The sequence below is a fragment of the Streptomyces sp. NPDC018031 genome, from assembly GCF_044327625.1.
In the GTDB taxonomy this organism is placed as follows: Bacteria; Actinomycetota; Actinomycetes; order Streptomycetales; family Streptomycetaceae; genus Streptomyces.
The window spans coordinates 171,288-193,256 of the sequence record NZ_JBIRFT010000002.1; the positions used below are offsets into that span (position 1 = coordinate 171,288).

18 protein-coding genes are annotated in these 21,969 nt (G+C 73.2%); 10 read left to right on the forward strand and 8 right to left on the reverse strand.

All coding sequences use genetic code 11. The features are described 5' to 3' along the window. Positions 1 to 443 precede the first annotated feature (443 nt). The 3 genes from ACH4B3_RS07100 (at position 444) to argF (ending at position 3,846) form a co-directional block, all read left to right on the forward strand. Positions 444 to 1,370 (forward strand): hypothetical protein, encoded by a 927-nt coding sequence (locus tag ACH4B3_RS07100; protein WP_398461737.1) that lies wholly within the window; start codon positions 444 to 446, stop codon positions 1,368 to 1,370. Between the two features lie 111 nt (positions 1,371 to 1,481). Continuing rightward, on the forward strand, positions 1,482 to 2,708 hold the full coding sequence (locus tag ACH4B3_RS07105) for an arginine deiminase (RefSeq protein WP_398461738.1): 1,227 nt from the start codon (positions 1,482 to 1,484) through the stop codon (positions 2,706 to 2,708). 136 nt (positions 2,709 to 2,844) lie between these two features. Continuing rightward, entirely contained in the window at positions 2,845 to 3,846 is a 1,002-nt protein-coding gene (argF, locus tag ACH4B3_RS07110) for an ornithine carbamoyltransferase (protein WP_398461739.1), read from the forward strand. Positions 3,847 to 4,271: 425 nt separating this feature from the next. On the opposite strand, the gene ACH4B3_RS07115 is transcribed toward argF, so the two are convergent. Next, positions 4,272 to 4,709, reverse strand: a complete 438-nt coding sequence (locus ACH4B3_RS07115) for an ATP-binding protein (RefSeq protein ID WP_398461740.1) — start codon at positions 4,707 to 4,709, stop codon at positions 4,272 to 4,274. 392 nt (positions 4,710 to 5,101) lie between these two features. Here ACH4B3_RS07115 and ACH4B3_RS07120 point away from each other — a divergent pair, with 392 nt between their 5' ends. Continuing rightward, a complete protein-coding gene (locus ACH4B3_RS07120; RefSeq protein WP_398461741.1) occupies positions 5,102 to 5,929 on the forward strand; it encodes an enoyl-CoA hydratase family protein in 828 nt (275 codons plus the stop codon). After that, a complete protein-coding gene (locus ACH4B3_RS07125; protein WP_398462304.1) occupies positions 5,914 to 8,241 on the forward strand; it encodes a bifunctional salicylyl-CoA 5-hydroxylase/oxidoreductase in 2,328 nt (775 codons plus the stop codon). The genes ACH4B3_RS07120 and ACH4B3_RS07125 overlap by 16 nt, the downstream gene beginning before the upstream one ends. 15 nt (positions 8,242 to 8,256) lie before the next feature. On the opposite strand, the gene ACH4B3_RS07130 is transcribed toward ACH4B3_RS07125, so the two are convergent. Continuing rightward, positions 8,257 to 9,096 carry a PaaX family transcriptional regulator C-terminal domain-containing protein gene (locus tag ACH4B3_RS07130; RefSeq protein WP_398461742.1) on the reverse strand — a complete coding sequence of 280 codons (840 nt, stop codon included), beginning with the start codon at positions 9,094 to 9,096 and terminating at the stop codon, positions 8,257 to 8,259. Between the two features lie 4 nt (positions 9,097 to 9,100). Continuing rightward, a complete protein-coding gene (locus ACH4B3_RS07135; RefSeq protein WP_398461743.1) occupies positions 9,101 to 10,720 on the reverse strand; it encodes an AMP-binding protein in 1,620 nt (539 codons plus the stop codon). A gap of 152 nt (positions 10,721 to 10,872) precedes the next feature. Between ACH4B3_RS07135 and ACH4B3_RS07140 the strand changes: the two genes are divergently transcribed. Both ACH4B3_RS07140 and ACH4B3_RS07145 read left to right on the forward strand, forming a co-directional pair. Beyond that, complete coding sequence (locus ACH4B3_RS07140; protein WP_398461744.1) at positions 10,873 to 11,997, forward strand: acyl-CoA dehydrogenase family protein; 1,125 nt, start codon at positions 10,873 to 10,875, stop codon at positions 11,995 to 11,997. 122 nt (positions 11,998 to 12,119) lie between these two features. After that, complete coding sequence (locus tag ACH4B3_RS07145; RefSeq protein ID WP_398462305.1) at positions 12,120 to 12,512, forward strand: RidA family protein; 393 nt, start codon at positions 12,120 to 12,122, stop codon at positions 12,510 to 12,512. Positions 12,513 to 12,706: 194 nt separating this feature from the next. On the opposite strand, the gene ACH4B3_RS07150 is transcribed toward ACH4B3_RS07145, so the two are convergent. Together ACH4B3_RS07150 and ACH4B3_RS07155 are read right to left on the reverse strand one after the other, a co-directional pair. Continuing rightward, positions 12,707 to 14,236: a helix-turn-helix domain-containing protein gene (locus ACH4B3_RS07150; RefSeq protein ID WP_398461745.1), complete on the reverse strand. Its 1,530-nt coding sequence runs from the start codon at positions 14,234 to 14,236 to the stop codon at positions 12,707 to 12,709. Positions 14,237 to 14,331: 95 nt separating this feature from the next. Beyond that, entirely contained in the window at positions 14,332 to 15,213 is an 882-nt protein-coding gene (locus tag ACH4B3_RS07155; protein WP_398461746.1) for a LysR family transcriptional regulator, read from the reverse strand. A gap of 92 nt (positions 15,214 to 15,305) precedes the next feature. Between ACH4B3_RS07155 and ACH4B3_RS07160 the strand changes: the two genes are divergently transcribed. Beyond that, positions 15,306 to 16,028 (forward strand): hypothetical protein, encoded by a 723-nt coding sequence (locus tag ACH4B3_RS07160; protein ID WP_398461747.1) that lies wholly within the window; start codon positions 15,306 to 15,308, stop codon positions 16,026 to 16,028. A gap of 74 nt (positions 16,029 to 16,102) precedes the next feature. Here ACH4B3_RS07160 and ACH4B3_RS07165 read toward each other — a convergent pair whose 3' ends face one another. Together ACH4B3_RS07165 and ACH4B3_RS07170 are read right to left on the reverse strand one after the other, a co-directional pair. Continuing rightward, a complete protein-coding gene (locus ACH4B3_RS07165; RefSeq protein WP_398461748.1) occupies positions 16,103 to 16,471 on the reverse strand; it encodes a VOC family protein in 369 nt (122 codons plus the stop codon). 410 nt (positions 16,472 to 16,881) lie between these two features. Then, positions 16,882 to 17,085: a cold-shock protein gene (locus ACH4B3_RS07170; RefSeq protein WP_015607926.1), complete on the reverse strand. Its 204-nt coding sequence runs from the start codon at positions 17,083 to 17,085 to the stop codon at positions 16,882 to 16,884. A 297-nt stretch (positions 17,086 to 17,382) separates the two neighbouring features. On the opposite strand from ACH4B3_RS07170, the gene ACH4B3_RS07175 reads away from it, so the two are divergent. Then, positions 17,383 to 17,676, forward strand: a complete 294-nt coding sequence (locus ACH4B3_RS07175; RefSeq protein WP_398461749.1) for an SCO5918 family protein — start codon at positions 17,383 to 17,385, stop codon at positions 17,674 to 17,676. Between the two features lie 226 nt (positions 17,677 to 17,902). Here ACH4B3_RS07175 and ACH4B3_RS07180 read toward each other — a convergent pair whose 3' ends face one another. Then, entirely contained in the window at positions 17,903 to 18,364 is a 462-nt protein-coding gene (locus ACH4B3_RS07180; protein WP_398462306.1) for a MarR family winged helix-turn-helix transcriptional regulator, read from the reverse strand. A 689-nt stretch (positions 18,365 to 19,053) separates the two neighbouring features. Between ACH4B3_RS07180 and acnA the strand changes: the two genes are divergently transcribed. Further along, positions 19,054 to 21,768, forward strand: coding sequence for an aconitate hydratase AcnA (gene acnA, locus ACH4B3_RS07185; RefSeq protein WP_398461750.1), 2,715 nt, complete (start codon positions 19,054 to 19,056; stop codon positions 21,766 to 21,768). The last annotated feature ends 201 nt before the right edge of the window (positions 21,769 to 21,969 follow it).

Genomic DNA, 21,969 nt, shown 5'->3' on the forward strand with positions numbered 1-21,969 from the left:
AGGCGCCGGTCAGGCACGGTGCCGCCCGTCAGATACGGGCCGCTGGTCGGGTACGCGGCTGCCTGTAAGGCAGGGTGCCGCCCATCAGGCACGGGCCGCCGGTCGGGCACTGGGCCGTCCGACGGGCACGGAGCGGTCCGTCGGGTGCGGGTGCCCGGGGAGCAGGGGGCATTCGACGGGCACGGAGCCGCTGTCGGGTACGGGGATGCCCGGCGGGCCGGGGGCGGTCGGGGCAGCGGGGAGCGGCAGGGGTGAGCGGCGGTCGGAGCCCCGGCGTGCGCGGCGGCCGGGAATGCGAGCCGGTTGTGTAAACGGCTACAGCGTGTCCCCGGGGGCGCGCCGATGCTGGTCCTCTCGACGGTTGTGGACAGCACGGACGTCGACCGCGTGCCACGGGGGTGCACGTGGTCGCGTCCCGATCGATCGAGTACGAGGGAGTGGCCATGTCGCAGGAACCGTACGCACCGACCACCGCAGACCCGGCGGCTCGCACCGGAACGCCGGCCGGCCCGGCACCCGCCGCCGAACCGGCGTCCGGCGGGCCGCCCGGCCGGCCCCGGTCGGCACCCGAGGTGGTGCGCGAGGCGCTGCTGTCGTCGGCGGACGCCGCCCGCGCGGTGCTGGCGGGCGCGGACGACGGGGTGCTGCTCGGCGTCCTCGCCGGGAGCGGGCCGGACGACGGGTTGTCCGCCCGCCGGCTGACCCGGGTCGTCGACGAACTGGTGTCCCGGGCCGGCCGCCGCCGGCCGGAGACCGCCGACGCGGTCTGCCGGGAGGTGCTGCGATCGCTCCTCTATGTGGGTCGGCCGGACGCCCCGGCCGGGCGCGGTGCCAGGTCCGGCGGGCCACGGCACCCCGGTACCGGTCGGGAGGCCCCGGCGCACGGGCCTGGTGAGGACGACACGCGGATCCGGAACGCGGTCGTGCTCTACGAGGGGCTGGTACGCCCGTACGCCGATCGGGGCCGTACCCCGGAACTGCTGGCGGCCGCGCTGCCACGGCTGTGGAACCTCCCCGGGGGCGCGGGCCGCGAGGTCGTGGTGCGCATAGTCGACGGTCCGGGGCCGGCGGGGTTCGGCGAGTCCGGATGGCGGGCACTGTTCCTGAACGTGGCCGCTCCCGGTCCGTGGGCTCCCTCCTCCTGGGACCCCGGTCCCTGGCCCCGGGGTACGGCTCCGGCCGGGTGGCCGGAGCGCGGCGCTCTCCGCCCGCCGGACCGCTCCCGGGCCGTTCGGGCCACCCGGGGCGGCGTCCCGGGGTCCGCCGACAACGGGCGGGTGGAATTGCAGCCCGGCCAGCTGTGGGTGACCGGACTGCTGGGGGTGATCGCGGTGGCACTGGTGCTGATCATGGTGCTGGCGCTCGCCTGAGCCGCCCGCGCCGCGGCGGGACCGGCGAGCGGTCCCACCGAGTGCCCGGCTCCGGACGCTTCTCGTCGTTCTTTCCGTTCTTTCCGGCGCTGCGGCGGCCAAGATAGGTGTATGGGATTCCATGTCGATTCAGAGGCCGGTCGGCTGCGGCGCGTCATCCTGCACCGCCCCGATCTGGAGCTCAAAAGGCTCACGCCCCGCAACAAGGACGCACTCCTCTTCGACGATGTGCTCTGGGTGCGGCGGGCCCGGCAGGAGCATGACGGATTCGCGGACGTGCTCCGCGACCGTGGCGTCGAGGTCCACCTCTTCGGTGACCTGCTGACGGAGAGCCTGGCGGTACCCGCGGCCCGGTCGCTGGTGCTGGACCGGGTGTTCGACGAGAAGGAGTACGGGCCGCTCGCCACCGATGGGTTGCGGGCCGCGTTCGACGAGTTGTCCGACGCCGAGCTGACCGAGGCGCTGGTCGGCGGCATGACCAAGCGGGAGTTCCTGGAACGGAATCCGGAGCCGGTCTCGGTCCGCTTCCACGCGATGGACCTGGACGACTTCCTGGTCAACCCGCTGCCCAACCACCTGTTCACCCGGGACGCCTCCGCCTGGGTGTACGACGGGGTGTGCATCAACGCCATGCGCTGGCCCGCGCGTTGGCACGAGACGGTGCACTACGAGGCCGTCTACCGGCACCATCCGCTCTTCGCAGGCGGCGGTTTCCGGGTCTGGTCCGAGGGCCAGGCGGCCTATCCGTCGACCATAGAGGGCGGCGACGTGCTGGTGATCGGCAACGGCGCGGTGCTGATCGGGATGAGCGAGCGGACCACCCCGCAGGCGGTGGAGATGCTGGCGCGCGGACTGTTCGCGGCGGGCTCGGCGCGGACCATCGTGGCGCTGGACATGCCCAAGCGCCGGGCCTTCATGCACCTGGACACGGTGATGACGATGGTCGACGGGGACACCTTCACCCAGTACGCGGGGCTGGGGATGCTCCGGTCGTACACCATCGAGCCGGGCGCGGAGGAGAAGGAGCTGAAGGTCACCGACCACCCGCCGGAGCACATGCACCGGGCGATCGCGGCGGCGCTGGGCCTGGACTCGATCCGGGTGCTCACCGCGACGCAGGACGTGCACTCGGCCGAGCGGGAGCAGTGGGACGACGGCTGCAACGTGCTGGCGGTGGAGCCCGGGGTGGTCGTCGCCTACGAACGGAACGTGACCACCAACACCTTCCTGCGCAAGCGCGGCATCGAGGTGATCACGATCCCGGGCAGCGAACTGGGGCGGGGCCGGGGCGGGCCGCGCTGTATGAGCTGTCCGGTCGAGCGGGACGCGGTGCACTGACCGGGCCCCTCGTGCCGCGGACCGCGAACCCGCCGCCATAGGTATGCGAACCTTCGTATAGACTTCCATTCACCCGTAGACGAAGACCCTTACGGAATTTGTTGACACACCTCGCTGTGACCTAGGAGCCCGCGCCATGGCGAATGACCTCACCGGCCGCCACTTCCTCAAGGAGCTGGACTTCACCGCCGAGGAGTTCCGCCGTCTGGTGGACCTGGCGGCCGAACTGAAGGCTGCCAAGCGCGCGGGCTCCGAGGTCCCGCGGCTGCGGGGCAGGAACATCGCCCTGATCTTCGAGAAGACCTCCACCCGCACCCGCTGCGCCTTCGAGGTCGCGGCCGCCGACCAGGGTGCGGCCACCACCTACCTGGATCCGGCCGGCTCCCAGATAGGACACAAGGAGTCGGCGAAGGACACCGCCCGTGTCCTCGGCCGGATGTTCGACGCGATTCAGTACCGGGGCCATGGCCAGGACGTGGTGGAGGAACTGGCCGCGCACGCCGGCGTCCCGGTCTACAACGGTCTCACCGACGTGTGGCACCCCACCCAGATGCTCGCCGACGTCCTCACCATGGTCGAGCACGGGGACCGGCCGCTGGACCGGACGGCGCTCGCCTACCTCGGTGACGCCCGCTACAACATGGGCAACTCCTACCTCGTCACCGGTGCGCTGCTCGGCATGGACGTACGGATCGTGGCTCCCCGCTCACTGTGGCCGGACGATGTGGTGGTCGCCGCCGCGCGGGAACTGGCCAGGAGGTCGGGGGCGCGCGTCACCCTCACCGACGACATCGCCGAGGGCGTCCGCGGGGCCGACTTCGTCGCCACCGACGTATGGGTCTCGATGGGGGAGCCCAAGGAGGTGTGGGACGAGCGGATCGCGCTGCTCGGCCCGTACGCGGTGACCATGGACGTGCTGCGGGCCACCGGCAACGCCGAGGTGAAGTTCCTGCACTGCCTGCCGGCCTTCCACGACCTGGGCACCGTCGTCGGGCGGGAGATCCACGAGCGGTACGGGCTGACCGAGATGGAGGTCAGTGACGAGGTCTTCGAATCCGCCCACTCGGTCGTCTTCGACCAGGCGGAGAACCGTATGCACACCATCAAGGCCGTGCTCGTCGCCACACTGGCCGGCTGAAGCCGGGGGTGGCCCCGGCGGCACCCCCGGCATGTACCGTGCCGCATCGCCGGGCCGCCCGCCCGGCTCGCACGTCGACGCGCCCGGCTTTCGCCCGGTCCGTCCCCGCCGTCGACCCGTCAGCCGTCGCCCCGCCCCTCCGCCGCCCGGTCCGTCTCCTGCCTGTCGGCCCGCCCCGGTGACGGACGCCGGTTTCCGACCGGCTACCGTCCGCTGCCGCTGCCGCTGCCGCTGCCGCTGCCGCTGCCGCTGCCGCTGCCGCTGCCGCTGCCGCTGCCGCTGCCGCTGCCGCTGTCGGGCACCGTCCGGTGCCCGACAGGGGGGCCGGGTGACCGCCCGGCGGTGGTGTCGTCCGGCCGTGGTGTCGTACGCCGGCGGTGTCGTCCGTGGTCAGCCGTCAGCCGTCAGCCGTCAGCCGTCAGCCGTCAGCCGACAGGCGGCAGGGTGAACCAGACGGCCTTGCCGTGCGGGGTCGAGCGGTAGCCGGAGTCCGCGCTCAGGGTGCGGATGAGCAGCAGCCCGCGCCCCCGCTCGTCCAGCGGGTGCGGAGTGGGATGCGGGTCGTGGACCCCCAGCTCGCCGGGGGGTGCCGGGTCCCGGTCGTGCACCTCCACCTGGAAGCCGCTGGACACCAGCTCCACCACCAGCTCGATCGGCTCCTCGCCCTCCGCGTGCTCGACCGCGTTCGCCACCAGTTCGGAGGTGAGCAGCTCCGCGGTGTCACTGTCCGCGGGCGCCTCCAGCGCCGCCATCACGTCGCGGATCAGGGTGCGCGCCATCGGGACCGCCTCGGGGGTGTGCGGCAGGGTGAGCCGCCAGCTGGAGGCCGGTGGGGTGTCGCTTCGGGGATCGGTGTCGGGCACGTGATCGTCCAGACGGAGCGGACATCTTCCACTTCCCACGGTACGGAAGCCGACGCCGCCGGTCGCGGGGGAGGCGCCCGCGTGCCCGGGCCCGGGGCCGGCCGGTGGCGGGGGAGGTGCCCGCACCCCTGGGGCCCGGGGCCGGCCGGCCGCGCGGAGGTGCCCGCGACCGGCGGCCCCGCGGCGGGCCTGCGGCGGGCCGCGCCGGGACGCCAGGACGGCTCGGTCCCCGCCGGGTACCCGGGAAGCGCCGATTATCGCGCACTCGTGACGACAGTCACACTTCGGTGATAACTTGCCGGAGAGGTGCCCGTGGTACCGCAGGCAGCGGTGCCGGGCAGCCAGCCAGCCGTCCGCCCGTCCGGCCACCCCGGCTGAAGGAGGCCGCGCCCATGAGTCCCTTTACCGGATCCGCCTCGCCGACGAAGGAGTGGCGGCATCTGCGCCTCACCCTCGACGCCGGGGTCGCGACCGTCACCCTGGCCCGCCCGGAGAAGCTCAACGCCCTCACCTTCGGTGCCTACGCCGACCTGCGGGACCTGCTCGCCGAACTCTCCCGGACCCGGTCCGTGCGCGCCCTGGTACTCGGCGGCGAAGGGCGGGGGTTCTGCTCCGGCGGCGACGTGGACGACATCATCGGCGCGACCCTCGCCATGGACACCGACGCCCTGCTGGACTTCAACCGGATGACCGGCCAGGTCGTCCGGGCCCTGCGGGAGTGCCCCTTCCCGGTCGTGGCCGCCGTGCACGGGGTCGCGGCCGGCGCCGGCGCGGTACTCGCCCTGGCCGCGGACTTCCGGGTCGCCGACCCCACCGCGCGCTTCGCGTTCCTCTTCACCAAGGTCGGGCTGTCCGGTGGTGACATGGGCGCCGCCTATCTGCTGCCGCGTGTCGTGGGGCTCGGACACGCCACCCGGCTGCTGATGCTCGGGGAGCCGGTCCGCGCCGCGGAGGCCGAACGCATCGGGCTGCTCAGCGAAGTGGCCGAGGAGGGGCAGGCCGGCCCCGCCGCCGCCGCGCTGGCCCGCCGGCTCGCCGAAGGACCCGCGCTCGCCTACGCCCAGACCAAGGCGCTGCTCACCGCGGAACTCGACATGCCGCTGGCCGCCGCCGTGGAGCTGGACGCGGCGACGCAGGCGCTGCTGATGAACAGCGCCGACTACGCCGAGTTCCACGCCGCGTTCACCACCGGGCGCCCGCCCGGCTGGCAGGGGCGGTAGCCGTGTCCGCCCCACCGGCGGTGCGGCGGGTGGCCGTGATCGGCGGCGGCCCCGGCGGACTCTACGCGGCCGCCCTGCTCAAATGCCTCGACCCGGCCCGGGAGATCACCGTCTGGGAACGGAACGCCCCCGAGGACACCTTCGGCTTCGGCGTGGTCCTCTCCGACGAGACCCTGGGCGGCATCGAGCACGCCGATCCGCTCGTCCACCGGGCGCTGAGCGAGGAGTTCGTCCGCTGGGACGACATCGAGGTGGTCCGCGACGGGCGGACGCTCACCTCCGGCGGGCACGGCTTCGCGGCACTGGGGCGCCGTCGGCTGCTGGAGATCCTCCACGACCGCTGCCGCACCCTCGGCATCCGGCTGCGGTTCCGCACCCCGGCCCCGCCCGCCGCCGAACTCGCCGCGCGCCACGACCTGGTGATCGCCGCCGACGGGATACACAGCGCCACCCGCGACGCGCACGCCGAGGTGTTCCGGCCACGGGTCACCACCCACCGCTGCCGCTACATCTGGCTGGCCGCGGACTTCGCCTTCGACGCCTTCCGGTTCGAGGTCGCCGAGACCGAACACGGTGTGATGCAGCTGCACGGCTACCCCTACGCCCGGCCCCGGGACGGGGCGGACGGCGCCAGCACCGTCATCGTCGAGATGCCCGAGGAGGTATGGCTCCGCGCCGGATTCGACCGCTGCCCCGCGCACACCTCCGTCGAGCGCTGCGCCGCGGTCTTCGCCTCCGCCCTCGGCGGCCGGCCGCTGCGCACCAACCGCTCGCAGTGGACCGCCTTCCGCACCGTGGTCAACGAGCGCTGGGCGCACGGCAACACGGTGCTGCTCGGGGACGCCGCGCACACCGCGCACTTCTCCATCGGCTCCGGGACCAAGCTGGCCGTCGAGGACGCGCTCGCCCTCGCCGCCTGCCTGCGCGAGCGGCCCGGTCTCGATGAAGCGCTGGCGGCCTACGAGGCCGAGCGCCGCCCGGTCGTGGAGTCCACCCAGCGGGCGGCCGCGGCCAGCCTCCGCTGGTTCGAGGACCTCGCCCGCTACCTGCCCCAGCCGCCCCGCCAGTTCGCCTTCAACCTGCTCACCCGCAGCCGCCGGGTCACCCATGACAACCTGCGGCTGCGCGACCCGGACTTCGTCTCCGCCGTCGAGCGGGAGGCGGGGGTGGCCCCCGGCACCCCGCCCATGTTCACCCCCTTCCGGATGCGCGGGCTGACGTTGCGCAACCGGGTCGTGGTCTCGCCGATGGACATGTACTCCGCCGAGGACGGCACCCCTGGCGACTTCCACCTGGTCCACCTGGGGGCCCGGGCGATGGGCGGCGCCGGCCTGGTGATGACCGAGATGGTGTGCGTCAGCCCCGAAGGGCGGATCACCCCCGGCTGCGCCGGTCTGTACACGCCGGGGCAGGAGGCCGCCTGGCGGCGCATCGTGGACTTCGCGCACCAGCGGTCGCCGGGCGTCGCCGTCGGGGTGCAGCTGGGCCACAGCGGACGCAAGGGTTCCACCCGGCTGATGTGGGAGGGCATCGACGACCCCCTGCCGGCCGGCAACTGGCCGCTGGTGGCGCCCTCCCCGCTGCCGTACCGGCCGGGTGTCAGCCAGCTGCCGCAGGAGCTGGACCGTGCCGGGATGACCGCGGTGCGGGAGCAGTTCGTGCGGGCCGCCCGGCGCGCCGCCGACGCCGGTTTCGACCTGCTGGAGCTGCACTGCGCCCACGGCTACCTGCTCTCCGGCTTCCTCTCCCCGCTCACCAACCACCGCACCGACGGCTACGGCGGATCGCTCAACGCCCGCCTCCGCTACCCGCTGGAGGTGTTCGAGGCGGTGCGCGCGGTATGGCCCGCGGAGCGGCCCATGACGGTACGCATCTCGGCGACCGACTGGGCCCCGGGCGGCACGACGGCCGAGGACGCGGTCACGGTCGCGGCCGCCTTCCGGGCCCGCGGCGCGGACGCCATCGACGTCTCCACCGGCCAGGTCGTCCCGGACGAGCGCCCCGAGTTCGGCCGCTCGTACCAGACCCCGTTCGCCGACCGGATACGCAACGAACTGTGCGTCCCGGTCATCGCGGTGGGCGCCATCTCCTCCTGGGACGACGTGAACTCGCTGGTCCTGGCCGGCCGCGCCGACCTGTGCGCCCTCGCCCGCCCGCACCTGTACGACCCGCACTGGACCCTGCACGCGGCGGCCGAGCAGGGCTACCAGGGGCCGGGCGCGCCGTGGCCGCCGCCGTACCGGGCGGGCAGCCGCCGGCCGCCCACCGGCCGCACCGACGCCCCGAAGCCGCGGCTGAGTCTCGACGGGTGACCGGGGCGGCCCGGCTCAGTCGCCCGGGGCGGGCAGCCGGGCCGCGACGTACCGGGCACCCGCCTCGCGCAGCCGCTCGTGCAGGGCGGTGAACACCTCGGCGGCGCGGGCGCCGGGCCAGTCCTCGGGCAGCAGCGCGGGCGGCAGGCCCGGGTCGGCGTACGGCAGGTGGCGCCAGGAGTCCAGCGCCAGCAGGTGGTCGCGGTAGGCCTGCTCCGGGTCGTCGGTCCGCCGCCGTGTCCAGCGGCGCAGCACCGGTTCATGGACCTGGAGGAACCGGTGGTGCAGCCCGGCCAGGGCCTGCAGGTCCCACCACCGGCGGACGGCGTCCGCGGTGGGCTCGAAACCGGCGTGGTGGCCCCGGAACAGGTCGACGTAGGAGGCCAGGCCGAGCCGGAGGAGGGTGTGCCGGGTCTCCTCGTAGAGGTGGTCGGGCGCGATCCACACGCCAGGGGCGGCGGTGCCGAAACCGAGGCGGGCGAGGCGGGAGCGGAGCAGGTGCCGCTTGTGGCGCTCCTGCTCCGGGACCGAGAAGACGGCCAGCAGCCAGCCGTCCGGGGAGCGGTCGGCCGGGCGCCGGTAGATCCGCCGGTCACCGTCGTCCAGCAGCTGCCGGGCGGCGTCGGAGAGCGCGTAGCCGGCGGCCCCTTCCGGAGTGCGTCCGGACACCAGCAGCCCGCGTCGCTTGAGCCGGGAGACCGCGGAACGGACCGACGGCGGGTCGACACCGACCGCGCCGAGCAGCCGGATGAGCGCGGCCACCGGGACCGGCCCGGTGGGGCGGTCCGCGGTACCTCGGCCGTACGCGCCGTAGAAGGTGACGATCAGCGAGCGGGGAGCGGGGTGGTCACTCACGCGCTTACTGTAAATCGCCGTCCCGCAGCCGGAATCGCTGGAGCTTGCCGGTGGCGGTGCGGGGGAGGGCGTCCAGGAACCGGATCTCGCGCGGGCACTTGTACGGGGCGAGTTCGCCGCGGGTGAACTCGCGCAGTGCCTCCGCGGTGTCCGGGCCGCGCGGCACGCCGGGGCGCAGCACCACATGGGCGACCACGACCGTGCCGCGGTCGGCGTCCGGCCGCCCGGTGACCGCGACCTCCTCGACGTGCGGATGGCGCAGCAGGGCGTCCTCGACCTCCGGACCGGCGATGTTGTACCCGGCTGAAATGATCATGTCGTCGGCGCGTGCGACATAGCGGAAACTGCCGTCCGGTTCGCGGACGTAGGTGTCCCCGGTGAGGTTCCAGCCGTCCCGTACGTACGCGCGCTGCCGTTCGTCGGCGAGATAGCGGCACCCGGTCGGTCCACGCACCGCCAGCAGGCCCGGCTGCCCGTCCGGCACCGGTCTGCCCTCCGTGTCCACCACCCGGGCCTGGTAGCCGGGGACCGGCCGGCCGGTGGTGCCGGGCCGGATGTCGCCGTCCGCGGCGGAGATGAAGATGTGCAGCAGCTCGGTGGCGCCGATCCCGTTGATGATCCGCAGCCCGGTGGCCGTGTGCCAGTCGTGCCAGGTGGCGGCGGGCAGGTTCTCCCCGGCGGACACGCAGCGGCGCAGGCTGGAGACGTCGTACCCGTCGAGCCGGCCGAGCATGGCGCGGTACGCGGTCGGCGCGGTGAACAGCACCGAGACGCGGTGCCGCTGGACGTCCTCCAGGAGCCGGGCCGGGCCGCCCCAGTCGGCGAGCAGCGCGCAGGCCCCGGCGCGCAGCGGGAAGACCACCAGGCCGCCGAGGCCGAAGGTGAAGCCGAGTGGCGGGCTGCCGGCGAACAGGTCGTGCGGTTCCGGGCGCAGTACCCGGGCGGAGAAGGTGTCGGCGATGGCGAGCACGTCCCGGTGGAAGTGCATGCAGCCTTTGGGCCGGCCGGTGGTGCCGGAGGTGAACGCGATCAGCGCGACGTCGTCGCAGGAGGTGGCCACCGCGGGGTAGCCGGCGGGTTGCGCGGCGGCGCGGTGCAGCAGGTCGTCCGGCGCGTCGCCGCCGTACACCGCCAGGCGCAGGTCGGGGACCTCCGCCTTCACCAGGTCGTCCACCGACCGGGCGTCGCACAGCGCGTACCGCACCCGGGCGATCTCGCAGATGGTGGCCAGTTCGGCCGGACGGTGCGAGGCGAGCACCGTCACCGCGACCGCCCCGGCCTTCATCACCGCGAGCCAGCAGGCGGCCAGCCAGGGCGAGGTGGGGCCGCGCAGCAGCACCCGGTTGCCGGGGACGACGCCCAGTTCGCCGGTGAGGGTGTGGGCGAGACGGTCCACCCGGTCCCGCAGCCCGCCGTAGCTCCACACCTCGCCGGTGCGGTCGCGGACCGCGGGGCGGTCGGCCCCGAACCGCCGGACGGCGCCGTCCAGCAGCTCCGCCCCGCAGTTCAGCCGGTCCGGGTAGTCGGTGTCCGGCGGGCCGAGCAGCAGGCGCGGCCACTGGTCGGCGGGCGGGAGATGGTCACGGGCGAAGGTGTCGGTGTGAGCCGACGGCCGCAGCTGCATCGTGGACGCGCCTCCTCTGCTCGGCCGCACATGCCTGCCCTGAAGTCGCTCCGTCAGCGTAACGTGTTGGTGACGACAGTCAACAGATCGCGATAAAGGCTGTGACGGCACGACGGTCGGGCAGGACGCTGAGGGAGACGGAGGGTGCCCGGATGGCGGTATTCGGACTGGAACCTGAGCAACAGCGGTGGTGCGCCGAACTGCGCACGCTGGCGGCCGAGCGGCTGCGTCCGCTCGCCGGAACGGCGGAACCCGGCCACGTCAACCGGCCGCTGGTCGCCGCGCTCGGCGAACTCGGCCTGCTGACCCGGCTGTTCCCGCCGGACGGACCGGTGCGCGCGGTGGACCTGTGCCTGCTGCGCGAGTCGCTCGCCACCGAGTGCACCGAGGCCGAGACCGCGCTCGCGCTGCAGGGCCTGGGCGCCTATCCGGTGGTGCTCTCCGGCACTCCGGAGCAGAACGACCGCTGGCTGCCCGGGGTCCGGGCCGGCCGGGTCGTCACCGCCTTCGCGCTCAGCGAGGAGGCGGCCGGCTCCGACGCCGCCGCGCTCACCCTGCGCGCCGAGCCCGACGGCCCCGGGGCATGGCGGCTGACCGGCGAGAAGTGCTGGATCTCCAACGCCCCGCACGCCGACCTGTACACCGTGTTCGCCCGCACCACCGAGGGGGCCGGCGCCCGGGGCGTCACCGCGTTCCTGCTCCCGGCCGACCGGCCGGGCCTGACCGGTCGCCCGCTGGAGATGCTCGGCCCGCACCCCATCGGCAGCCTCGCCTTCGACGCGGTGCCGGTCACCTCCGCGGACGTACTCGGCGCCCCGGACGGTGGCTTCAAGGTCGCCATGCGCACCCTGGACCTGCTGCGGCCCAGTGTCGGGGCGTTCGCCGTCGGCATGGCGCAGGCCGCCCTGGACGCGGCCTGCACGCACGCGGCCCGGCGCACCGCGTTCGGCGGCCCGCTGAGGGACCTGCAGGCGGTCGCGCACCAGCTCGCCGAGATGGCGACCCGGACCGAGGCCGCGCGGCTGCTGGTCCTGGCCGCCGCCACGGCCCTCGACACCGCGGCGCCCGACGTCGTCAAGCGGTCCGCGATGGCCAAGCTGCTGGCGACCGAGACCGCGCAGTACGTGGTGGACGCCGCCGTGCAGATCCACGGCGCCCGGGCGCTGGTCCACGGCCATCTGCTGGAACACCTCTACCGGGAGGTACGCGCCACCCGGATCTACGAAGGGGCCACCGAGGTCCAGCGGACCATCATCGCCAGGGAGCTGTACCGATGAGCGCGCCGGAGCGGACGGACGGGTTCCCGGCGGACGGCTTCCCGGTCGACGGGCCGCCGGCGGACGGGCCCTGGGCCGAGGCCGGGACCGCGCCGGCGGACCCCGCGGAGCCGCCGGACGGACTGCGGCGGGTCAACCCGGCCGGTCTCTCCCCGGCCACCGGTTTCAGCCACGCCGTCACCGCCACCGGCGGCCGTCTGGTCTTCCTGGCCGGGCAGACCGCGCTGGACACCGAGGGCAACGTCACCGGCACCACCCTCCCCGAGCAGTTCCGGCAGGCGCTGGCCAATCTGCTCGCCGCGCTGCGCGCCTGCGGTGGCTCCCCCTCCCAGCTGGCCCGGGTCACCGTCTACGCCACCGACGTCGACGACTACCGCGCCCACGCCCGCGAACTGGGCCGGATCTGGCGGGAGTCGGCGGGCCGGGACTATCCGGCGATGGCGGTGATCGGTGTGGTGCGGCTGTGGGACGAGGCGGCCCTGGTGGAGCTGGACGGGATCGCCGTACTGCCCTGACGCGGCACCACCGCGGGCGGCACCCGCGGCCGCCCGCGCCGCGACGTGCGACCCCGAGACGACGTCCGGCCCGAAGCGACCCCCGGCCCCGGAGCGAGGTCCGGCCACGAAGGCCGGAGGCCCGCCGGGTGCCGGCGCGTCCCTTTCCGTACCACGGCCCGCGGTACGGAAAGGGAGGCGCCGCTGAGGGCCGGTCAGATGTCGCGGAAGGTCTCGATCTGCGCGCCGATGGAGTTCAGCCGCTCCGCGAGGTCCTCGTAACCCCGGTTGATTACATAGACGTTGCGCAGCACCGAGGTGCCCTCGGCGGCCATCATCGCCAGCAGCACCACCACCGCGGGGCGCAGGGCGGGCGGGCACATCATCTCGGCGCTGCGCCAGCGGGTGGGGCCTTCGACCAGCACCCGGTGCGGGTCGAGCAGCTTGACGCCGGCGCCCAGCCGGTTGAGGTCGGTGAGGTAGATCGCCCGGTTGTCGTAGACCCAGTCGTGGATCAGGGTCGAGCCCTGGGCGGTCGCCGCGATGGCCGCGAAGAACGGCACGTTGTCGATGTTCAGGCCGGGGAACGGCATCGGGTGGATCTTGTCGAGCGGGGCGCTCAGCTTGGACGGCCGGACCGTCAGGTCGATGAGCCGGGTGCGCCCGTTGTCCGCCGGGTACTCCGGGCTGCGTTCGTGGTCCAGGCCCATCTCCTCCAGCACCGCCAGCTCGATCTCCAGGAACTCGACCGGTACCCGGCGGATCGTCAGCTCGGACTCGGTGACCACGGCGGCGGCGAGCAGGCTCATCGCCTCGACCGGGTCCTCGGAGGGGGCGTAGTCGACGTCGCGGTCGATGTGCGCGACGCCGTGCACGGTGAGGGTGGTGGTGCCGACGCCGTCGACCTTCACGCCCAGCTGCTCCAGGAAGAAGCAGAGGTCCTGGACCATGTAGTTGGAGGAGGCGTTGCGGATGACCGAGACGCCGTCGTAGCGGGCGGCTGCCAGCAGCGCGTTCTCGGTCACGGTGTCGCCGCGTTCGGTCAGCACGATCGCGCGGGTGGGGGAGACCGTGCGGTCCACCTGCGCGTGGTACGTACCGTCGGTCGCGGTGATTTCCAGCCCGAAGTGCCGCAAGGCCGTCATATGGGGCTGAACGGTGCGGGTTCCCAGGTCGCAGCCGCCCGCGTAGGGGATCTTGAACTGGTCCATCCGGTGCAGCAGCGGACCGAGGAACATGATGACGCTGCGGGTGCGCCGGGCCGCTTCGGTGTCCATCGAGTCCAGGTCGAGCTCGGCCGGCGGCACGATCTCCAGGTCGGCCCCGTCGTTGATCCAGCGGGTGCGCACCCCGATGCTGCCCAGCACCTCCAGGATCCGGTAGACCTCTTCGATCCGGGCGACCCTGCGCAGCGTCGTGCGGCCGGAGTTGAGCAACGAGGCGCACAGCAGCGCCACACAGGCGTTCTTGCTCGTCTTGACGTCGATGCTGCCGGACAGCCGGCGGCCGCCGACGACCCGCAGGTGCATGGGGCCGGCGTAGCCGAGGGAGACGATCTCGCTGTCCAGTGCCTCACCGATACGGGCGATCATCTCAAGACTGATGTTCTGGTTGCCTCGCTCGATTCGGTTGACCGCGCTCTGGCTGGTGCCGAGGGCTTCCGCCAGCTGCGACTGGGTCCAGCCGCGGTGCTGGCGGGCGTCGCGGATGAGCTTGCCGATACGGGTGAGGTAGTCATCTGTCATACTAGTGATGCTATCTCACATATGAGATGCGCATGAGCCGGGTGGGCCGTGTGGAGTAACAGGTTCACTCCCTACGGCTTCCCTCTCCCGGGCGTTCAATCCACCGCGAGCGCGGCGACCACGGCGGCCGGGCCGCCGAGCACGGCGCGGTGCACCAGCTCGATCCGGTGCACCAGGCGCGGTGCGACGAGCGGCACCGCCGCCCCGCCCGGAGCCTGTTCCGCGACCGCCCGCGGCAGCAGCGCCAGCCCGTGCCCGGCCGCCGCCAGGGTGAGCAGTCCCCGCACGTCCGTGCCGTCGTAGCGGAACGCGGGACGGAAGCCCCGCGCTCCGGTCGCGGCCCGCAGCCGGGCCAGCGGGATGCCGCACTCCGGAGCGTCCAGCCAGCGCGCGTCGGCGAGGTCGGACAGCCGCAACCCCGAACGGCGGGCCAGCGGATGGCCGTCCGGCAGCACCACCGCCAGCGGGCTCTGCGCCGCGGCGGCGGTGGTCAGCGGTGCCACGTCGGGCAGCGGCAGCGGATCGCTGGGCGCGGCGACGCCGTCGGTCAGCCCGAGGTCCAGCCCGCCCGTCGCCACGGCGGCCGGGATCTCCGCCCGGTCCAGTATCCGCACCGTGGTGCCGGTGCCCGGGTGGCGGCGCTCGGCCTCGGCGACCGCCGCGGCCAGCCGGGCGGTGAGCGCCAACGGCGAGACTCCGACGACCAGTTCGGCCGTCGGTGCGGACGCCAGCGAGGCGATCTCGGCACGGGCGGCGTCCAGCCGGAGCAGCAGCGGTCCGGCGTGTTCGAGCAGTCGCGCGCCGGCCGGGGTCGGCTCGACCGGCCGCCGGGTCAGCAACGCGGTCCGCAGGTCCGCCTCCAGCGCCGCGATGTGCTGGGAGACGGCCGACTGGGTGAAGCCCAGCTCGCGGGCCGCCGCGGAGAAGGAGCGGCAGCGGGCCACGGCGACGAAGGTGCGCAGCAGATGCGGATCCATGGCCCCAGTATCGCCGCACCATCAGTAACGCTGATGGACCGTGCAGGAATCATCGTTGGTGCTGAACGTCGGGGCGGGGTCAGGATGACGCCATGACCTCGTTCCCGAAGGTGGCCACGGCGCGGATCGCGCTGGTCGGCGACCGTTCCGACACCATCCGCTCGCACACGCGGATCCCCGCCCTGTTCTCCGCGCTCGCCGCCCGCGACCGGCTCCACCTGGACGCCTACTGGATCCCCACCGAGGAGGCCGCCGGACCGGACGGCGGGGTGCACGGGTTCGACGCCGTCTGGCTGCTGCCCGGCAGCCCCTACCGCAGCGAGGCGGGCGCGCTGGCCGCGGTCCGCACCGCCCGGGAGGAGGGGATCCCCTTCCTGGGCACCTGCGCCGGCTTCCAGCACGCCCTGCTGGAGTACGCCCGTACGGTGTGCGGCCTGGCGGGCGCCGCGCACGCGGAGAACGAGCCCGGTGCCGCCGACCCGCTGATCACCCCGCTCGCCTGCTCGCTGGTCGGGCACGAAGGAGCGATCCGGGTCGAACCGGGCTCCCTGGCGGAGCGGGTGATCGGCGCGGAGCACACCGTGGAGCGCTACCACTGCTCCTACGGGCCGGCCGCCGGCCGGCTGGCGGAACTGCGCGCGCACGGGATGCGGTTCACCGGCACCGACGACCAGGGCGAGGTGCGGATCGCCGAACTGCCCGGGCACCCCTTCTTCCTGGCCACCCTCTTCCAGCCGGAACTCGCCGGAGACGGCACCCGTCCGCACCCGGTGGTGCGCGCGCTGGCCGCGGCCGCGGTACGGCACCGCGGCTGACCGGCGGCGTCCCGCGGGCGCGCCCGCTCCCGCCCGCGCGCCCAGGTGCGGCGGGCGGGACCGGCCGGCGGGGGTCAGACCTGGAGCACGGACAGCACGTTGCCCGCCGGGTCGGTGAACCAGGCGATCGCCGGGCCCTCCCCGCGGGCGATGCCCCGCTCGTCCTGGCCGAAGCCCTCGTACCGCTCGAAGGTCACGCCCCGCGCGGACAGGGCGTCCACCGTCGCCTCGATGTCGTCCACCGGGAAGTTGAGGATGGTGAAGCCGGCGGGGGTGTGGTTCTCCTTCGGGTAGACAAGGACCTGCCCGCCACCGCCGAGGTGCAGGGTGAGCATGCCGTTGTCGTCGGTGACCCCGAGCCCGAGCGTGCCGCCGTAGAACTTCTTCGCCGCGGGCACGTCGTTCACCGAGAAACCGCTGAACGCCTCGCTTTCGCCGAGCATGAGCGGTCGGCCTCCTTCCGCTGTGCGGGCCGCTGTGCGCGCCGGACCGGCCGGCGGTGGCCGCTGACTCCAGTCTGCGGCCCCCCGGGGCCGGCCTCACCTCGACCCGGTGGAACCGGCCGGACCGGGGCGGGCGGACCGGCCCGGCCCGGCTCCCGGTGTCCGTGCTCCGCTCCGCGCCCGGCGCCGGGTCCGCCACCGGCATCGGGGGCCCACTCTGCGTCGCGGCCACCGTCCCCGGCCGGTCCTCACGACCGCAGCCGCCCGTCCCGGAGCGCGCCACGCGGAGGCGGAGCCGGCCCGTCCCGGAACGCACATCGCCCCCGCCGGGCATCCCGGCGGGGGCGATGGAGTCCGTCGGCGTCTCCCTGTGCGGGAGACGGCCGGCCGACCGGCGCGAAGGGCGCGGGTCAGGCGGGGACGATGTTCTCGGCCTGCGGGCCCTTCTGGCCCTGGGTGACGTCGAAGGACACCTTCTGGCCTTCCTGCAGCTCGCGGAAGCCCTGGGTGGCGATGTTCGAGTAGTGGGCGAAGACGTCCGCGCCGCCGCCGTCCTGCTCGATGAAGCCGAAGCCCTTTTCCGAGTTGAACCACTTCACGGTGCCGGTAGCCATGCTTTTCTCCTTGATGAGGGGCTGGACTGCATCCCGCACGGCGCGGGTGCGCAGGTCGCCGCAATGTCCCCACCCGGAGATCCCGGAAAAACAGAAATGCACCTGAAGATCACATCCGTCAGGTGCACATAAGTTCATGGGTACCACAACTGCAACGAATTCAACCTAGCACATAGCCGGGCCGTCGGGCGGAAGGCAGGCAAGGAATATGTACCGGGGGTCGGCTGCTTCCCCCGCGTCCCGACGTGTGCGAGGCTGAGTGCCGGGTTCCATCCCTTCTCCCCATGCTGAGGGCACATGCGCTGCATCATCGCCGGCTACCCCTTCGATCTGACCGCGAGCGAGGTGGAGCAGGCGCTGAACGGCATCGCACCGGAGCCCATCACGGGCGAGTCCGTCCGCATCGGTCGCCGGACCTATCCGGTCATGCAGGTGGGAGCCGTGGTCACCCGGCAGGACCGGCGTGACTTCACCGCCGGTGAGGTCACGCGCGCCATGCGGCGCCTGGGTTTCACCTGCCAGCCCGCTCCGCCCGCCGCCGCTCCGCTGACGGGCCCGACGGATTTCCCGGGGTCCGCCGCGGCCTTCTGAGAACGGCTCGCCGGCACCACGTCGATTCCGGCTGACGGATGGGGACCGGCCGTCGGGGACGGGCCGTCTCCGCGGCGGGGAACATCCCCCGTCCCCGGCGTCCGGCTCGCGGTCCGCGGCGGAACGGCGGCCGGTCGCGTCGGGGCGCGGCGCGTCGGGCGCGCTCCCGTTTCACCCGGCCGGGAACGACGCCGGCCGACGGGGCCATCGGTGTGATCCGCCGGGCTCAGCGGTCTCCGGGGCCGAGGGCGGGTGCCTCGTTCGCTTCCAGGAAGACCGGCGGCACCTGGTTGTCCCACACCATCCGGCCCAGCAGGTCCGCGAGCCGGTCGCGGTCGGCCTCGTCGAGCCCGGCGGGCAGGGCCTCCATCCGCCGGCGGGTCTCGGCGTAGAACGCCTCCGCGAGTCCGGCGCCCTCGGCGGTGAGCGCCACCCGGGCCGCGCGCCGGTCCCGTGGGTCAGGCTCGCGCCGTACCAGGCCGCGCTGGGCGGTCCGGTCCACCAGGCCGGTGAGGCTCGACTTGGCCAGTCCCAGCACCGAGCCCAGCCGCCCCATCCCGTACGGCCGGGCCATCAGCACGCAGAGCAGCTGCCCCTGCTGCGGAGTCAGCCCGTACTCCCGCCCCACCTCGGTGTACACGGCATTCACCAGGAACGCGGACCGCACCAGTGCGGTGACGACCCCCATCCGCTCACCTGTGGCTCTCCCCATCCGGTCAGGGTAGGGCAGGGTCCGCGGTCCTCACCCCGGGTGTGTGCCGCCGTCCGGGCGGGCCGGCGGCCCAACCGCGCCATTCGCGCCACGGCCGGGTTGGCCGTGAACCGACTGGTGGAGCCGGTGTCCGTGGGGATCCGGAAGTCCCGGCGGTCCGCGCCGCGACCGCCGCGACGGCGGGTCCGGTGGCCGGACCGCGGGTCCCGGACGCTCTGGTGCCCGCCACGGGGGCGGGCGAGCGTGCCGCGGGCCGGATCGGCGGGCCGGCCGGGCGGCGGGACCGCGGTCCGCGGGTACCCGGAGCGGGTGCGTCCGGCGGTACCGGTGCGCCGGTCACGTCCGGCTTCGGCCATCCCGTGACGGGGGACTCGGCCGGGAACGTGGCGCCGCGGCGGTGGGCCGGGGCGACCGTGCGGGCGGGCCGGTGTACCGGTTCCGGCGTGCGGGTGTGAGACACGCCATGACCGCCGGTGCGGCGGGCAGCGCATGACCAGCGCGCGGCGATGTACTAAAGTTATCTCGACATCGAGATATCTACCGAGAGGCGTACCGCGGCCCTCCGGTTAAGGCTTACCTAACTTAGGCATACCTTAGCGGATGGGCACGGACCTGCGACGGCAGGATTGCGGTGGTACGCGAGATCACGCAAGAAGGAGACTGTCGTGTCGGCGAACAGCTTCGACGCCCGCAGCACGCTGCAGGTGGGCGACGAGTCGTACGAGATCTTCCGGCTGGACAAGGTGGAGGGCTCCGCCCGTCTGCCGTACAGCCTGAAGGTGCTGCTGGAGAACCTGCTCCGCACCGAGGACGGCGCGAACATCACCGCCGACCACATCCGCGCGCTCGGCAGCTGGGACTCGCAGGCCCAGCCGAGCCAGGAGATCCAGTTCACGCCGGCCCGCGTGATCATGCAGGACTTCACCGGTGTGCCGTGTGTCGTGGACCTCGCCACCATGCGCGAGGCCGTCAAGGAGCTCGGCGGCGACCCCGCCAAGATCAACCCGCTGGCCCCCGCCGAGCTGGTCATCGACCACTCGGTCATCGCCGACAAGTTCGGCACCCCGGACTCCTTCGTCCAGAATGTGGAGCTGGAGTACGGCCGCAACAAGGAGCGCTACCAGTTCCTGCGCTGGGGCCAGACCGCCTTCGACGAGTTCAAGGTGGTACCGCCCGGCACCGGCATCGTCCACCAGGTGAACATCGAGCACCTGGCCCGCACCGTCATGGTCCGGGGCGGTCAGGCGTACCCCGACACCCTGGTCGGCACCGACTCGCACACCACCATGGTCAACGGCCTCGGTGTGCTGGGCTGGGGCGTCGGCGGCATCGAGGCCGAGGCCGCGATGCTCGGCCAGCCGGTCTCCATGCTCATCCCGCGTGTCGTGGGCTTCAAGCTCACCGGTGAGCTGCCCACCGGCACCACCGCCACCGACCTGGTGCTCACCATCACCGAGATGCTCCGCAAGCACGGAGTGGTGGGCAAGTTCGTCGAGTTCTACGGCGAGGGCGTCGCCGCCACCTCGCTGGCGAACCGCGCCACCATCGGCAACATGTCGCCGGAGTTCGGCTCCACCGCCGCGATTTTCCCGATCGACGGCGAGACCCTGAACTACCTGCGTCTGACCGGCCGCAGCGAGCAGCAGGTCGCCCTGGTCGAGGCGTACGCCAAGGAGCAGGGCCTGTGGCTGGACCCGGCGGCCGAGCCCGACTTCTCCGAGAAGCTGGAGCTCGACCTCTCCACCGTGGTCCCCTCGATCGCCGGCCCGAAGCGCCCGCAGGACCGCATCATCCTCGCCCAGGCCGCCTCGCAGTTCGAGCGTGACGTCCTCAACTACGTCGCCGACGCCGACGAGGCGGGCGAGGAGTCCTTCCCGGCCTCCGACTCACCGGCCGCCGCCAACGGCGTGCCGTCCCGCCCGACCACCGTCACCGCCCCCGACGGTTCGACGTACGAGATCGACCACGGCGCCGTCACCGTCGCCGCGATCACCTCCTGCACCAACACCTCGAACCCCTACGTCATGGTCGCCGCCGCCCTGGTGGCCAAGAAGGCGGTCGAGAAGGGCCTGTCCCGCAAGCCGTGGGTCAAGACCACCCTCGCCCCCGGTTCCAAGGTCGTCATGGACTACTACGACCGGGCCGGCCTCACCCCGTACCTCGACAAGATGGGCTTCAACCTCGTCGGTTACGGCTGCACCACCTGCATCGGCAACTCCGGCCCGCTGCCGGAGGAGGTCTCCAAGGCCGTCAACGACCACGACCTGGCCGTCACCTCGGTGCTCTCCGGCAACCGCAACTTCGAGGGCCGGATCAACCCCGACGTCAAGATGAACTACCTGGCGTCCCCGCCGCTGGTCGTCGCGTACGCCATCGCCGGCTCCATGAAGGTGGACATCACCCAGGACGCCCTCGGTACCGACACCGACGGCAACCCGGTGTTCCTCAAGGACATCTGGCCCTCCGAGGCCGAGGTCGAGGAGGTCGTGGCCTCCGCGATCGGCCAGGACATGTTCTCCACCTCCTACCAGGACGTGTTCGCGGGTGACGCGCAGTGGCAGGCGCTGCCCATCCCGACCGGCAACACCTTCGAATGGGACCCGCAGTCCACCTACGTCCGCAAGCCCCCGTACTTCGAGGGCATGGCCATGGACCCGGAGCCGGTCGGCGACATCACCGGCGCCCGCGTCCTGGCCAAGCTGGGCGACTCGGTCACCACCGACCACATCTCCCCGGCCGGTGCGATCAAGGCCGACACCCCGGCCGGCAAGTACCTCACCGAGCACGGTGTGGAGCGCCGCGACTTCAACAGCTACGGCTCCCGCCGGGGCAACCACGAGGTCATGATCCGCGGTACCTTCGCCAACATCCGCCTGCGCAACCAGATCGCGCCGGGCACCGAGGGCGGCTTCACCCGCGACTTCACCAAGGACGACGCCCCCGTCTCCTTCATCTACGACGCCTCGCGCAACTACATCGAGCAGGGCATCCCGCTGGTCGTGCTCGCGGGCAAGGAGTACGGTTCCGGCTCCTCCCGCGACTGGGCGGCCAAGGGCACCGCGCTGCTCGGCGTCAAGGCCGTCGTCGCCGAGTCGTACGAGCGCATCCACCGCTCGAACCTGATCGGCATGGGCGTGCTGCCGCTCCAGTTCCCGGAGGGCGCCACGGCCGAGTCGCTGGGCCTGACCGGTGAGGAGACCTTCTCCATCGCCGGCGTGACCGAGCTCAACGAGGGCACCACCCCGCGCACCGTGAAGGTGACCACCGACACCGGTGTGGAGTTCGACGCGGTCGTCCGCATCGACACCCCCGGTGAGGCGGACTACTACCGCAACGGCGGCATCATGCAGTACGTGCTGCGCTCGCTGATCCGCAAGTGAACCGGCACGGCGACGCCGTGAGGCCGTGAACCGGCCGAGAGAAAGGGCCGCACTCCCTCCCCGGGGGTGCGGCCCTTTCCGTTCCCGTTCGGCTCCGCACGCGACGGTGCCGTCGCCGCGGACAACAGCCGAACGGCCCCTCCGGCGAGCCCGGGCCGCTGCTGACCGAGCCAGACCCCGGCGGCTCGCCCGGGCGCGGTC